The organism is Actinomadura mexicana, assembly GCF_900188105.1.
GTDB lineage: Bacteria > Actinomycetota > Actinomycetes > Streptosporangiales > Streptosporangiaceae > Spirillospora > Spirillospora mexicana.
In genome coordinates this window covers 429,692-443,484 of sequence record NZ_FZNP01000005.1, presented here as the reverse complement: position 1 = coordinate 443,484, position 13,793 = coordinate 429,692, and the positions used below count along the sequence as shown (strand labels likewise).

The window sequence follows — 13,793 nt, the reverse complement described above, 5'->3', positions numbered from 1 at the left end:
AGGCCGCATGCCCGAGGGCCGTCGGCGCCCTGGCCGCCCGCCACCGAATCCTCGGCCCTCGGGCCGGAGGGCGCGTCAAACGACCTGGTCGACCTTCATCGGCTCCCGCAGCGCGTTGCCGACGGTGCAGTACTTCTCGTGGACGCGCGCGGCCACGGCCTTCAGGACGCCCTCGGCCTCGTCGTCCCCTTCGGGCAGCTCGACGTCGTAGGTGACCGTGATCGTGCCGAGCGTGCTCGTCGCGACCTTGTCGGCCTGGACCGTCGCGGCGAGCCGCGCCATCCGGTGCCCCCGCTTGGCCGTCAGCGGCTCGACGGTGACCAGCTCGCAGCCGCCGAGCGCCGCCAGCAGCAGCTCGACCGGCGTGAAGGCGCCCTCGGCGTCCCCGTCCCCGATCGCGACCGCCGCGCCCCGGCCGTTGACGGCCCGGAAGCCGTCCTCGGTGCGCTCCACCCTGACCTCCGCCATGACATCCCCTTCGATCGGCTGGTTCCGCCCGCGTGAACGCGGACGCACCCCGCGTTCTTCCCTACGTCCCGAGCCTCTCCTGCTCCTGCGCCACGATCTGCCGGGCCAGGTCGCGCTCGGAGATGTCGACCGCGTCGGGAGTCTGCTCCGCCAGGTCGCTGCGCCGCGCGTACTCGTCGAAGAGCATGGTCTTGACGTGCAGGATCTCCAGCATCCGCTCGTCCACGCTGCGGGGCGTGAGCAGCCGGTGCACCTGGACGGTCCGCACCTGCCCCATCCGGTGCGCCCGCGCGATCGCCTGCGTCTCCATGGTCGGCTTCACCTGCGGCTCGCAGAGGATCACCACCGACGCCGCCTGCAGGTTCAGCCCCACCCCGCCGGCCTGGATCTGCGCGAGCAGCACGGCGTGCCCCGGCTCGGCGGTGAACGCGTCCACGATCTCCTGCCGCCGCGCCGGCGGCGTCTCACCCGAGATCGGCCCGCGGGCCCGCGGCCCGAGCGCGTCCCCGACGGCGGCCAGCACGTCCCGGAAGTAGGAGAACACCACGACCTTCAGGTCGTTCTCGGCGGCCTCGACCACCAGCTCGCTCAGCCGGTCGAGCTTGGCCGACCTCTTCGGGACGGCGTAGGCCGCCCGGCGCATCGCCATGAAGTTCCCCGCCGCCACGGCCTTGCGGTAGGCGGCCGCGTCGGCCCGGCTGAACTCCTCCAGCTCGTCCACGTGCACGACCTCGGGCAGCTCGACGAGCACGTCCCGCTGGTTGCGCCGCAGGTACACCGGCGCGACGGCCGACCGGAACGCCCGCGCCCCCATCGCCGCGTCGTGCGGGCGGACCCGTTCGGCCACGTCGGGCCGCAGGTGGGCCACGAGGCTGCGGAACTCCTCGACCCGGTTCTCCATCGGCGTCCCGGTGAGGAACAGCACGTTCTCCGTCCTGCGGCACCACTGCGCGACGGCGCGGGCGCGGCGCGTCTCGTGGTTCTTGGCGTAGTGGGCCTCGTCCACCACGAACATGCCGATCTCCACGTCCTCCGGGACGTTGAGGGAGTGCAGCGTGGCGAGCGTCGTCACGGCGATGCCGCCGTCGCCGGCCCACTTGCGCAGCGCCGCCGCGCGCCCGGACCCGTGCAGCGGGTGCGCGGCGATCGTGCTGCGGGTCTCTATCTCCCGGACCCAGTTGATCAGCACGCTCGCCGGGCACGCCACCAGGAAGTGCGTCGCGCCCCGCGCCCGCAGATGCGCCATCGCCGCGATCGCCTGGACCGTCTTACCGAGCCCCATCTCGTCGCCCAGGATCACCCGCTTCTGGACGAGCGCGAACCGGGCCCCGAACGCCTGGTACCCGCGCAGCGACACCCGGCGGAACCCGTCGTCGAGCGGCTGGGCCTTGACCCGCGCCGCGAGGTCGCCCGGCAGGAACCCCTCCGCGGCCTCCTGCTCCGGGTCGGCCGCCGCGAGCTCGGCCAGGAGGGTCTGGTAGTCGGCCGCGCGCAGCTCGAAGTCGATCCACGCCTCGTCCGCCGACACGTGCGGCCGCAGCAGGTCCACCGACGCCTGGGAGATCTGCAGCCGGGTGCCGCGGGCCTCCTCGCCCGCGAGGGCCTCCGCCAGCTCGCCGACCGCCACCCGCGCCCGCTCGCGCCGCGCCGGCGGCGTGAGGAGCCTGCGCCACCACGACCCGGCCGGCCGCGCGTCCTGCACCAGCGGCCCGATGCGCTCGTCCACCTCGTCGGCGACCGCGCGCGCCCGCGGCAGCTCCGGCCCCGCGTTCACCAGCCGGTGCAGCGCGACGACGGCGGGCGTCATGGCCTCGTCCCGCCGGTCGACGTCGATCCGCACCGTCGTCGAGCCCTCCGCCGCCTCCGCCAGGCTCCCGGCCGCCGCGTGGAGCTGCTGCGCCGTCTGGGGCCCGATCCCGGGAAGCAGCTGGAGCTTGTACGGGGTCGAGTCCAGCACGTCCACGACGCTGGTGAACCCGGCCTCCTCCAGCGGCCCGAGCCGGAGCCGCCCGTCGGTGACGTCCTTCAGCCGGGCCAAGGGGATCGACTTCAACTGCTCGCGCGCCGCCTCGGCCCGCAGCGGCGCCAGCGCGGCGTGCACGTCGGCGAGCGCCCGCCGATGGTCGGCGACCAGGTCCCGCGCGGCCTCCAGCAGCGAGTACCCGCCCCTCAGGACGTCCTTGGCCTCATACGCCATCCCGACCCCCAACCCGCGCGCTCGGCCCACATGATGCCACCCCCGCGCGCGTGCCACGGTCACCTCACCCCGGCGCCCGCCCGGCACGATCCGATCTGTGAAGCCCTCCACGGTAGGCCGCCCCACCGACAACGCCGGGCGATGACGGTGGGCTTCAGGGCGCGTAGGGGTCGACGAGAGTCATGGGAGTGCGCGCGATCTCCAGGGCGTCCTCGGGGAAACGCGGGCCTTCCGTGTAGTAGCGGGCCCGGGTGCGCCCGACGGGTGCCAGTACCTCGGCGGCGACGAGATCACGGAGGTCGCGCTGGGCCTGCTGAAGGCTGAGAGCCTCAGAGCGCTCGTACCGGAGGCGGCGCACCCGTCCGGTCATGGCGACGTCGTGCAGGGCGGTGACGATGCGCTCGTCGCGGCCGGTCCTGTCCGCGAACGACGTCAAGACCTGCCAGATTCTCCCCGCGCGCTGGAGGCGGCCTTGCACCGTCTGCGCCTGCTGGTGGTACGCGGTGAGATTGAACCGGATCCAGGCGGAGACGTCCTGGTCAGGGACGTAGTGCGAGCCGCGGTCAGCCAGCTGGCGGTAGTAGTCCCAGGTGTTGCCCGGCCGTCCGAGCCAGGCTTCGATGGAGGAGAACTCAGGGGCGAGGACACCCTCCCGGGCAATCAGCAGGGTCTGCAAGGAACGCGACATCCGGCCGTTTCCGTCGGCCCAGGGATGGATGGAGACCAGGTGGAGGTGCGCCATCGCCGCCCTGATCAGCGGGTGGGCGTCGCAGGTGTTGAGCCAGTCGACCAGTTCCTCCATGAGTGAGGGGACTTGGTCTGCGTCAGGGCCCGTATACGCGGCGATGCTCGGGTCCCGGGGATCGGTGACGTAGACGGGGCCCCTGCGCCACTGTCCGGCGGGCTTGCGGGGGGTGTGGCGATGGCCTTGGAGCATCCAGTGCAGGGCGTTGAGCAAGCCCTTGCCGTAGGTGAAGTCCTCCACGTCGTAAAGGGTTTGGATGTACGTCATCATCCGCTGGTAGGCGAGGGTCTCCTCACGGTTCTCCTCTGAGACCTCGACGTCCCGCTCGCCTTCCATGAGGTCTTCGACGTCCACCGTGGCCACTTTGAAGCCTTCGATGGAGTTGGACGCCGCGACGGCGTCGGCCGTGAGGAACTTCCGCAGACCCTGCGTCCACCTGGAGGGCGAGCCGTGCACCTGATGCCGCAGGAGCTTGCGCATCTCGTCGATCTCGTCGAGTACGCGGGTGTCCTCTGAAGTCAGGCCCGGCGTCGGATAAAGCATAGGATGACGATACTCTGACATAGTCACCACGTCAAAGACGCTCTGGCTGCGGACCGGTCGCCTCCGTCGTTTTTCGGGCCGCCAGCGTCGGCCTTGTGGGCGGTCTCATGACACGCGAACCGCCCCGTGCCTAGCCTGGGAAGCTGCGATGCTTCCGGGAGAAGGGCAGGGCCCAATGTCCGACGAAACTCTCGAAACTGTCGGGACGCGCCTGGCCAGGGCACGCAAGAGACGTGGCCTGACACAGACCGGGCTGGCGCAGTTGTCGGTTTACAGCCGCGGCCACATCGCCCAAGTGGAGACCGGGAAAAAGGTCGCGACACCGGCGTTTGTGTCCGCCGCGGCCGCCGCGCTCGGCGTCGATCCCTCCGAACTCTACGGACAGCCCTACCGCGTCTACGGTCACGATTACGCCGTCCACTCCGTCATCCCTGGACTTCGCCGCACGCTCGCCTATGTTGACGTCGGTCCCGAGCTTGCCGGGCCGCCCCGCGCACTGGACGTGCTCGCGGCCGAGATCGCGACCGCGGGGAGGCAGATCCACAAGGCACAGCTGACCAAGCTCGCGGGACGCCTACCCGCGGTGATCGAAGAACTCACCTACTGGGCGCACGAGACCGGGGACCCCCAGGCGTGGCTGTTACTGAGCCGCGGATTCGGTCACGCCGTCAGCCTCACACGCAGACTCGGTTACACCGGGGATGCTCTGGCGCTACTCGAACGCGGCTCAGAGGCGGCCCGCCGGTCCGGCGACCCGAACTTGCCTCACCTGGTGATGATGGCGCGTGCGCTCCTCATGATGAGCATGGACCAGTACCGGCCCGCCTTGACGCTGCTCGACCGGGCTGCGGCGGGTGTCCGGGCGGATCGGCCGGACGCGGGAGAGGTCTCGGGGGCGATCGAGTTGCGGTCCGCGATCGTCGCGGCACGTGCCGCTCGTGGCGGGGACGGCGGGCGGGCGTGGGAGTACTTCGGGCGGGCGGCCGAGCGTGTCAGGCGCGGTGGGCTGGGTGCGCCTGTGCACGGGTTGGAGTTCACGGCGGCGAACGTGGCGATCCACGGGGCGGCGGTCGCGGTCGAGCTGGGTGACATGGACGAGGCGGCCCGCCGGGACCAGCGCATCGGCGAGGAGACGCTCGCGGGCCTGCCGCCGGAGCGCCGCGCGCACCACGAGATCGACATGTCCCGCGTCATGACCGAGGTCGGCGACCTCGCCAGAGCCGAGAGGCGCATCGCGTTCGCGGACCGGATCGCCCCGCAGATGATCACCTTCCACCCGACCGCACGGTCGGTGGTGTCCCATCTGGTCGACGCGCGCCGCACCCTCCCGGAACCATTGCGCCGCATCCACGCACGCATGACCACCTAATCCGCCGGGCCCCTGTGCCGCAACCTCGTCCCGGTTCCAACTTGGAACACTGAGCAAGCAGGGCGACTCCATCGTGTGACACATGAGTCACACAGAATCACCGGCCGCCGAGGATCGGCTTGCCGCGTTACGAGCGGAGTTCCCCGGGTGGACGATCGAGTACGGCGACCTACCGTCCCTTCCCTACCGTGCGGTCCGGGAGGGCGGCGGCGACAAGGCGCTCGTCCTGGGCGCCGGTACCTGCGACGGGTTGCGGGGGCTGCTGGCCAAGCAGGACGAGGCCGACTGCGAGCGCGCCCTTCTCGCGCTGGGCAAGGCTCTTGAGGAACGCGGCGCCAAGGTCGTCCAGCACGGCGGCAGCCTCATCACGAGGACGCGGACGGGGACCGCCCGGTCGGTCGGCGCCGACAGGGGGCGGTTCATCTGGGACTCCGGCAACGGCCTCGGCTCTTTCTCCGCCGTGGACGAGGTCGCCCTGAAGATCACGCGACTCCTGGGCCTGGAGCTCCACCCGCAGCTAGCGACGCTCGCCCGCCGCATGGGCGTGCGCGGCTACAAGGTCGACATCGGCGCCCCCGAGATCACCGTGGCGGCGGACGGCGGCGGGACGCCGCGCGCCGTGCGGGTCACCTGCGAGGCGCGGCCCACCGACAACGACCGCGACTGGTTCTGGACGCACTGGGGCGACCCGATCGCCGAGGCCACGGACATCACCGGCGCGGAAGTCGCGCTCGCCGGACTGCTGGCCCGCCCATGAGCCGGCGAGCGGTTCTCGTCGCTCGCGCGGAACAGGGCCGGAACCAGGGACGGGCGCGCTGACGTCGTGCCAGGTCAGCGCGACCGAATGGGCTAGAAGTCGTAGAACCGATGCCCAGGGGTGGCCACCTCGGTCGCGATGATCCGCGCCCATAGACGGCCTGGGAAGACTCCACCCGCCGGGGGAGGGCGACCTTACAGGCGGGCTACTTGCGAGGCCAAGGCGTAGCCGGACGGTTACTAGCGAAACACCAGGAGGGTCCTCGGACCCCACAACCCAAAGGGACGTGACGTCCCCAAACTGTCGGGAGAAATCCATGACGATCATGCAGCAGTCCTCGCGAGTCGACGGCGCAACCGGCAGGACGGTCATCTTCACTGCCTGGCTCAACGGGGTTCGCCCCGAGGCGATGGCGGACGTGGCCCTTGCCGAGGCGCGTGACTGCTTCGGTTCTGACGCCGTGCTCAACGTCGTCAGCAGCAGGATCAACCCGCCTGGCCGTACCTCCCTGATCGAAGTCGCGGCGATCATGAGCACCACGTCACCGCAGGTCGACGAGCATGTCCGCAGTGCGACGACGTTCCGTCTCATCGGGAACGCCATGGGGAACATGGAGCGCGGGGCGTTCGTGAAGGCGCGCAGGCTGTTCGGCCCTGACACCTTGCTCCGTGTGGTGGCCAGCCGTGTGGAGGAGGCGCCCGGTCCGGACGCGACGCACGACCCCTTCCTCGCGGAGTTCGACATCGCGGTGTTCCCGCAGGCCGCTGCGGGGACGCGCACGTGCGTGCTCACCCTCGTGGACGTGATCACGGGGAACAGCATCGAGGAGATGGAGCGCAGGGCGCGGCACGAGGGCCGTCAGTTCTTCGGTCCTGACGCCGAACTCCGCGTCACGTTCAGGGACGTGTGCACGACGCCCGAACGCCTGGGCACCAAGGACCGCTTCTTCTCCATGTACGTGGACGTCGAGGCGGTCCTGAGCGGCCCCCCGCAGTTCGACGAGCGGCCTTGCACGACGTTCCGCGCGGGGGAGGTCTCCGGCAACAGCATGCGGCAGATGGAGCGCAGGGTGCTCCACAAGGCGCGCCAGTTCTTCGGTCCCGACGCCGAGTACCGCGTGGTGTTCCGGGACGGGGTGGACGGCGTGCAGAGCACGCCGTACTACATCGAGACCAAGGACCGCTTCTACGCCCGTTCGGTGGACGTCGAGGTGATCCTGAGCAGTTCCGCGCAGGTCGACGAGCCTGCCGGCGAGCACGTGCTGACCCTCCACGACACGATCAGGGGGAACAGCAGGAAGCAGCTGGAGCGCGAGGCACTTCGCGAGGCGCGTCGGCGCCTCGGTTGGCGTCTCGGTCGTGGCGCCGTGCTCCAGGTCAAGTTCAGGGACGGGTTCCTCGGGGCCACGTCCGACAAGCGGGCCGCCACGGGCCGGTACTTCGCCGCGATCGTGGACGTCTACGCATCCGGGGGTGCCGCGTAAGCGGTGTCCCACGCAAGGGTGGCCCTTCCCGGATCTCCGGGAAGGGCCACTTCTTCGTGTGCCCGAATGTCCTGGGCACGTCGCCCGAGTGCCGGCCGTAGGAAAGGCCCGTCGGCCGCGCTCTCCGCCAGGGGAAGGACACGGCCGACGGCCCACAGACGGCCCAGAAGAGCGGAAACCCGCTCTGACCTGGGGCGATCTTAAATGTCGTAATAGAGCTCGAACTCGTGGGGGTGGGGGCGCAGGCGGATGGGGTCGATCTCGAACTCGTTCTTCATCGTGATGTAGGTCTCGATGAGGTCCGGGGTGAAGACGCCGCCTTCCAGCAGGTAGTCGTGGTCGGCCTCCAGGGCGGCGAGGACCTCGGGGAGGCTGCCGGGGACCTGGGGGATGGCGCGGGCCTCCTCGGGCGGCAGCTCGTAGAGGTCCTTGTCGACCGGCTCCGCGGGCTCGATCTTGTTCTTGATGCCGTCCAGGCCGGCCATCAGCATGGCGGAGAAGGCCAGGTAGGGGTTGCAGGCCGGGTCCGGCACGCGGAACTCGATGCGCTTGGCCTTCGGGTTCGAGCCGGTGATCGGGACGCGGATGCAGGCCGAGCGGTTGCGCTGGGAGTAGACCAGGTTCACCGGGGCCTCGTAGCCGGGGACGAGCCGGTGGTAGCTGTTCACCGTGGGGTTGCTGAAGGCCAGCAGGGACGCGGCGTGCTTGAGCAGGCCGCCGATGTAGTAGCGGGCGTTGTCGGACAGGCCCGCGTAGCCGACCTCGTCGTAGAAGAGAGGCGAGCCGTCCTTCCAGAGGGACTGGTGGCAGTGCATGCCCGACCCGTTGTCCCCGAAGATCGGCTTCGGCATGAACGTGACGGTCTTGCCCGCGGCGCGCGCGACGTTCTTCACGATGTACTTGTAGAGCATCAGGTTGTCGGCCGTCTTCAGCAGCGTGTCGAAGCGGAAGTCGATCTCGGCCTGGCCCGCGGTGCCGACCTCGTGGTGCTGCATCTCGACGTGGATGCCCGACTCGATGAGCTGCGCCACCATCTCCGAGCGCAGGTCGGTGAAGTGGTCCATCGGCGGGACGGGGAAGTAGCCGCCCTTGTAGGGGGGCTTGGCGCCGAGGTTGCCGCCGGGTTCCTCGCGGCCGGTGTTCCAGGCGCCCTCGACGGAGTCGAGGTAGTAGTAGCCGGCGTTCTGCTTGGTCTCGAAGCGGACGTCGTCGAAGATGTAGAACTCGGCCTCGGGCCCGAAGTAGCAGGTGTCGGCGATGCCGGTGCCGCGCAGGTAGTCCTGGGCCTTGCGCGCGATGTTGCGCGGGTCGCGGCTGTAGGGCTCACCGGTCAGCGGGTCGTGCACGAAGAAGTTGAGGATCAGCGTCTTGTGCTGCCGGAAGGGGTCGAGGACCGCGGTGGCCGGGTCCGGCAGCAGGAGCATGTCGGACTCGTGGATCTCCTGGAAACCGCGGACCGACGACCCGTCGAACATCAGCCCGTCGGTGAAGACGCTCTCGCCGAAGCTCTCGACGGGGAAGGTGAAGTGCTGCATCTTGCCCGGCAGGTCCACGAACCGGCAGTCGACGAATCGCACACCTTCGTTCCCGATGTAGCTCAGGACCTCTTCGGCGCTGCTGAACATCCAGCCTCCTCAGGGCGGTTCTCGGCTTCCAGCACGTTATGGCGGCGCCGTTTCCCGGCCATGTCTCGTATGTTTCCGCTGTGTTACGGGTCACTTCGGGCTTCCCCCTGGGAGCCGCGTCCGAACCTCCGGAAGGACGGGATAGCGTAGGGACATGAGCGGTGGTAAGGCGGCCGGGCCGCGGTGGACGCAGACGTGGCTCGGCGGGGCGCGCTCGGCCGGGGCGGACCTCGGCGAGCCCGGCAAGCGGATCGGCCTGCCCGAGAGCGGCAGCGGCTCCGTCGCGCCCTACGGCCGCCGGCTCCTCGCCCTGTTCGTCGACTGGGGCCTCTCCATGCTGGTGGCGAGCCTGCTCGCGCGCTCGTTCGGGTGGGATCCCGCCGAGCGCAGCACGTGGACGCTGCTCATCTTCGGCCTGCAGGCGTGGGTGCTCACCGCGTTCCTCGGCACGACGATCGGCAAGCGGCTGTGCGGCATCCGGGTCGCCCGGCTGGACGGGCGGCCCGTCGGCCTCGGCTGGAGCCTCGCCAGGACGCTGCTTCTTCTCCTGGTCATTCCCGCGCTGATCTGGGATCGCGACTACCGGGGCATGCACGACCGGGCGAGCAGCACGGTCGTCGTCTCCCATTAGCCGGAGCGGGAAAGAGCCGGCCGGAAACGAGAAAGCGCCCCCGGAGGGGGCGCTTTTCCATGGGCGTCAGCGCATTTTGGGCTTCGGGCCCTTCGGCATCTTCGCGCCCCTGGGCATCGGGCCCTTCGGCATCTGCATCGACCGGGGGAGTGCCTGGAGCCGGTCGTTCAGCTCGGCGACCTGCCCCTTGCTGAGGTTGCGGGGGAGCTTCATCAGGTGGCGCTGGAGCTTGTCGACCGGGACCTGGCCCTCTTCGTCGCCCACCTGCACGTCATAGATCGGCACCTGCTGGGCGGCGCGGGAGATGCGCTTCTTCTCCGCACCGAGCAGCGGGCCGACGCGGCTGCGCGGGCCCTCCGAGACGAGGACCACGCCGGGGCGCCCCACCGCGCGGTGCACCATGTCGAGGTTGCGGTTGCCGCTGACCGCCTCGGTCACCGACCAGTTGCCGCGCATGTTCTTCAGGATCGCGGCGGCTGCGCCGGGCTGCCCGGCGATCACCTTGTACTGCGCGCGCTGCGCCAGCTGCCCGAAGACGATCATGCCGACGGCGAACGCGGCGAGGACGCCCAGCGGGATGAAGAACCACAGCTGGCCGATGAGCAGCCCGATGAGGATGACGACGACCAGCGCCCCGATCGCGGAGGCGAACACGATCGGCAGGGCCTTCGGGTCGGCCTGGCGGAGCACCTGGGCGACCATGCGGATCTGCTTGAGGCGCCCTGGACTGTCCTGGGCCCCGTCCGTGGGCTTTTTCGACATGGGTCCAAGGATAGTCCGGTCGGGCCGCCGTCCCGACAGCCGGGCGTCAGCCGCGCGCGGAGACGGCCTGCTTGTAGAGGCGGCCGGCGCGGTAGCTGGAGCGCACCAGCGGCCCGGACATCACGCCCGCGAAGCCGATCTCCTCGGCCTCTGCCGCCAGCTCCACGAACTCCTCCGGCTTGACCCACCGTTCCACCGGGTGGTGGCGGGGGCTCGGCCGCAGGTACTGGGTGATCGTGATGAGCTCGCAGCCCGCCCCGTGCAGGTCGCGCAGCGCCTGCGAGACCTCCTCGCGGGTCTCGCCCATGCCGAGGATCAGGTTCGACTTGGTGACCAGGCCGTCCTCGCGCGCCCGGGTGACGACCTCCAGGGAGCGCTCGTAGCGGAACCCGGGCCGGATCCGCTTGAAGATCCGCGGGACGGTCTCCACGTTGTGCGCGAGCACCTCCGGCCGGGACGAGAACACCTCGGCGAGCTGCTCCGGGACGGCGTTGAAGTCGGGGATCAGCAGCTCGACGCCGCAACCGGGGACCGCCGCGTGGATCCGCCGGACGGTCTCGGCGTACAGCCAGGCGCCGCCGTCCTCCAGGTCGTCGCGGGCGACGCCGGTGATGGTCGCGTACTTCAGCCCCATCGTGGCGACGGACTCGGCGACGCGGCGCGGCTCGTCCCGGTCCAGCGCGGCGGGCCTGCCGGTGTCGATCTGGCAGAAGTCGCAGCGCCGGGTGCACTGGTCGCCGCCGATGAGGAACGTGGCCTCGCGGTCCTCCCAGCATTCGAAGATGTTGGGACAGCCGGCCTCCTGGCACACCGTGTGCAGGCCCTCGGACTTCACCAGGCCGGTGAGCTCGCGGTACTGCGGGCCCATCCGCATCCGGGTCTTGATCCACTCGGGCTTGCGCTCGATCGGGGTCTGGCTGTTGCGCGCCTCGACGCGCAGGAGCTTGCGTCCCTCAGGTGTCACCGTCGTCACGCGTCCCAGCGTACGTCGCGATCAGCGGTACCGGCACACCGGCGGCCCGCCGGAGGGTGCAGCATCGAAGCCGTATCGGACGGATCTCGAACGCATGACGGTACTCCGCCGGTGCAGCCGATTCGCGTGTTTCGGTCATCTCCGTCAATGGATCTCTCTAGGGTGACTCCCTGTCGTCACGCAACAGCGTCAGCAGGAGGACCACCGTGGGTCTGGCAATGTCGTACCTCAGGGTGCCGCCCGTGCTGGAGGGAGAAGCCGACCCCGGCCGGATCGCGCGCCGTGTCTTCGGCGACGCGAACTGGCGGCGGCGCGCCGCGGGCGCGCAGTTCGAGCTCGGCCGGGCGTGGCAGGCGATGCACTACCTCGTCACCGGCGACCCGTGGGAGGGCCGCCAGCCCGAGGCCGACGCCGTGTGCGGCGGCCGGCTGCTCACCGAGGACGGCGCCGACGAGCTCGGCATGGACGTCATCTACCTCGCCCCCGAGCGGGTCAAGCCCGCCGCCGACCACCTGGCCGCGACGCCGTTCGCCGCGATCGCCGGGCGCTACGACCCGGCCGCGATGGTCCGGGCCGGCGTCCAGGACGCCGGGCGCCTGGACGACGCCGCCCGGGAGCGGGTCTTCCAGCCGGCCTACGCGGGGCTGGCCGAATTCTTCCGGCTCGCCGCGACCGAGGGGCAGGCCGTCTACAAGATGATGGCCTGACCGAGGATCCCGAGCTGCGCCGTGGTGCGGTGCAGGGTCTCCGCCGCGCCCAGCGCCGCCGCCAGGCGCCGCTCGACGAGCGGGACGACCTCGGCGACCGTCACCTCCCGGCCCAGCTCGCGGCTGAGGTTGGTCGACCCGACATCACGGATCCCGCAGGCGACGATCTTGTCGAACCAGCCCATGTCGTTGTCGCAGTTGAGCATGAAGCCGTGCATCGCGACGCCGCGCGCCACCCGGATCCCGATCGAGCCGATCTTGCGGTCCGGGGTCCCGCGGACCCACAGGCCGCTGCGGCCCTCCACCGTCTCCGTCTCCAGCCCGAGCTCGGCGCAGACGTCCAACATCATCTGCTCCAAAAGCCGCACGTAGCCGACGACGTCCACCGGGTCGGGCAGCCGGACGATCGGGTAGCCGGTGAGCTGCCCCGGTCCGTGCCAAGTGATCTTCCCGCCGCGGTCGACGTCCACGACCGGGGCGCCGGGGTCGCCGAACGGGCGGTCGAGCGCCTCCGTCCGCTTGCCCGCCGTGTAGACGGGCCGGTGCTCCAGCAGGAGGACGGTGTCGGGGATCGCGTCGTCGACCCGCAGCGCGTGGGTGCGCTTCTGCAGCTCCCACCCGTCCTCGTAGGGGACGGCAGCCGTGCCGAACCCCGCGTGCACCACCACCAGCTCGCGTACGTCCACATCGCTCACACGGGCCAGCTTATGCCGTGATCGCCCGGACCGCTCCTCAGAAGGCGGCGAGCAGCCGGGGCTCCAGCCGGTACTCCTTGGCCGTCCCCGGCCCGTCCGGCTCGATCCGGTAGGCGCCCGCCTCCCGCCGGTAGGAGACGGCCTGCACGAACTCGGTGCCGACGTAGTGCAGGCCCACCGCCTCGTCGGCCGCGTAGCCGCCCGGCAGGGTCCCCTCGCCGACGAGCTGCTGGAGCAGCGGGCGCCGCTGGGGGTCGCTGTCGTAGTGGACGCCGCACGAGTACGGCAGGAGGCCGAGGCCGTCGGTCAGCGGGCGCAGCTGCGGCCCGAACGAGTCGGTGTTGCCGCCGGCGTGCCAGCACAGCGCGCCCGCGCTCTGCCCGGACAGCACGACGCCCTCCTGCCACGCCTCGCGCATGATCTCGTCGAGGCCGTGCAGCCGCCACAGCGCCAGCAGGTTCGCTACGCTGCCGCCCGACACGTACAGCAGGTCCTGGCCGAGCAGGTGGGCCCGGACGTCCGCGACGTTCGGCATCGGGAACAGCGCGAGATGGCTGACCTCGGCGTCCATCGAGGAGAACGCGGCGTAGGAGCGCGCGATGTAGTCGGCGCCGTCGCCGACGGCGGTCGTCAGGAAGCACACGCGGGGGCGGTCCTGGCCGGTCAGGTCGAACGCGTAGCGCAGCAGCGGGCTGGGGACGAGCCCCTCGCGGCCGTCCGGTACGAACGTGCCCCCGCCGATCGCGAGGATGTGCGGCTGTCCGTCGGTGCTCATGCATCCCCCTCGTAGGCCGTCCCGTCTCATTGTCACCGTATGGCCACCGAACGGGATCGGCCG

Annotated in this window: 13 protein-coding genes; 5 read left to right on the top strand and 8 right to left on the bottom strand. The window is 70.7% G+C overall.

Annotated elements, in window-relative coordinates; translation table 11 throughout:
- Positions 1 to 75: 75 nt before the first annotated feature.
- From CHC11_RS15975 to CHC11_RS15965, 3 genes are all read right to left on the bottom strand, one after another.
- A complete protein-coding gene (locus CHC11_RS15975) occupies positions 76 to 468 on the bottom strand; it encodes an OsmC family protein (protein WP_089312496.1) in 393 nt (130 codons plus the stop codon).
- Between the two features lie 61 nt (positions 469 to 529).
- On the bottom strand, positions 530 to 2,665 hold the full coding sequence (locus CHC11_RS15970) for a DEAD/DEAH box helicase (protein WP_089312495.1): 2,136 nt from the start codon (positions 2,663 to 2,665) through the stop codon (positions 530 to 532).
- 154 nt (positions 2,666 to 2,819) lie between these two features.
- On the bottom strand, positions 2,820 to 3,953 hold the full coding sequence (locus CHC11_RS15965; protein ID WP_089312494.1) for a Fic family protein: 1,134 nt from the start codon (positions 3,951 to 3,953) through the stop codon (positions 2,820 to 2,822).
- A gap of 148 nt (positions 3,954 to 4,101) precedes the next feature.
- On the opposite strand from CHC11_RS15965, the gene CHC11_RS15960 reads away from it, so the two are divergent.
- The 3 genes from CHC11_RS15960 (at position 4,102) to CHC11_RS15950 (ending at position 7,562) form a co-directional block, all read left to right on the top strand.
- Complete coding sequence (locus tag CHC11_RS15960) at positions 4,102 to 5,322, top strand: helix-turn-helix domain-containing protein (RefSeq protein ID WP_342749986.1); 1,221 nt, start codon at positions 4,102 to 4,104, stop codon at positions 5,320 to 5,322.
- An 82-nt stretch (positions 5,323 to 5,404) separates the two neighbouring features.
- Positions 5,405 to 6,079: a hypothetical protein gene (locus tag CHC11_RS15955; protein WP_089312492.1), complete on the top strand. Its 675-nt coding sequence runs from the start codon at positions 5,405 to 5,407 to the stop codon at positions 6,077 to 6,079.
- Between the two features lie 316 nt (positions 6,080 to 6,395).
- On the top strand, positions 6,396 to 7,562 hold the full coding sequence (locus CHC11_RS15950; RefSeq protein ID WP_089312491.1) for a hypothetical protein: 1,167 nt from the start codon (positions 6,396 to 6,398) through the stop codon (positions 7,560 to 7,562).
- A gap of 200 nt (positions 7,563 to 7,762) precedes the next feature.
- Here the strand turns inward: CHC11_RS15950 and glnA are convergent, their stop codons facing one another.
- On the bottom strand, positions 7,763 to 9,187 hold the full coding sequence (gene glnA, locus CHC11_RS15945; protein ID WP_089312490.1) for a type I glutamate--ammonia ligase: 1,425 nt from the start codon (positions 9,185 to 9,187) through the stop codon (positions 7,763 to 7,765).
- A gap of 154 nt (positions 9,188 to 9,341) precedes the next feature.
- On the opposite strand from glnA, the gene CHC11_RS15940 reads away from it, so the two are divergent.
- Positions 9,342 to 9,818, top strand: coding sequence for an RDD family protein (locus CHC11_RS15940; protein ID WP_089312489.1), 477 nt, complete (start codon positions 9,342 to 9,344; stop codon positions 9,816 to 9,818).
- Between the two features lie 66 nt (positions 9,819 to 9,884).
- Here the strand turns inward: CHC11_RS15940 and CHC11_RS15935 are convergent, their stop codons facing one another.
- Both CHC11_RS15935 and lipA read right to left on the bottom strand, forming a co-directional pair.
- The gene (locus tag CHC11_RS15935) at positions 9,885 to 10,580 is read right to left on the bottom strand and encodes a DUF4191 domain-containing protein (RefSeq protein ID WP_089312488.1); all 696 of its coding nucleotides are present in this window, start codon (positions 10,578 to 10,580) and stop codon (positions 9,885 to 9,887) included.
- A gap of 46 nt (positions 10,581 to 10,626) precedes the next feature.
- Positions 10,627 to 11,553: a lipoyl synthase gene (gene lipA, locus CHC11_RS15930; RefSeq protein ID WP_089312487.1), complete on the bottom strand. Its 927-nt coding sequence runs from the start codon at positions 11,551 to 11,553 to the stop codon at positions 10,627 to 10,629.
- 206 nt (positions 11,554 to 11,759) lie between these two features.
- On the opposite strand from lipA, the gene CHC11_RS15925 reads away from it, so the two are divergent.
- Entirely contained in the window at positions 11,760 to 12,260 is a 501-nt protein-coding gene (locus CHC11_RS15925; protein ID WP_089312486.1) for a YfbM family protein, read from the top strand.
- Here CHC11_RS15925 and lipB read toward each other — a convergent pair.
- Positions 12,242 to 12,955 (bottom strand): lipoyl(octanoyl) transferase LipB, encoded by a 714-nt coding sequence (gene lipB / locus CHC11_RS15920; RefSeq protein ID WP_245919257.1) that lies wholly within the window; start codon positions 12,953 to 12,955, stop codon positions 12,242 to 12,244. The genes CHC11_RS15925 and lipB overlap by 19 nt on opposite strands.
- A 37-nt stretch (positions 12,956 to 12,992) precedes the next feature.
- Positions 12,993 to 13,730, bottom strand: a complete 738-nt coding sequence (locus CHC11_RS15915; RefSeq protein ID WP_089312485.1) for a Type 1 glutamine amidotransferase-like domain-containing protein — start codon at positions 13,728 to 13,730, stop codon at positions 12,993 to 12,995.
- Positions 13,731 to 13,793: the final 63 nt, after the last annotated feature.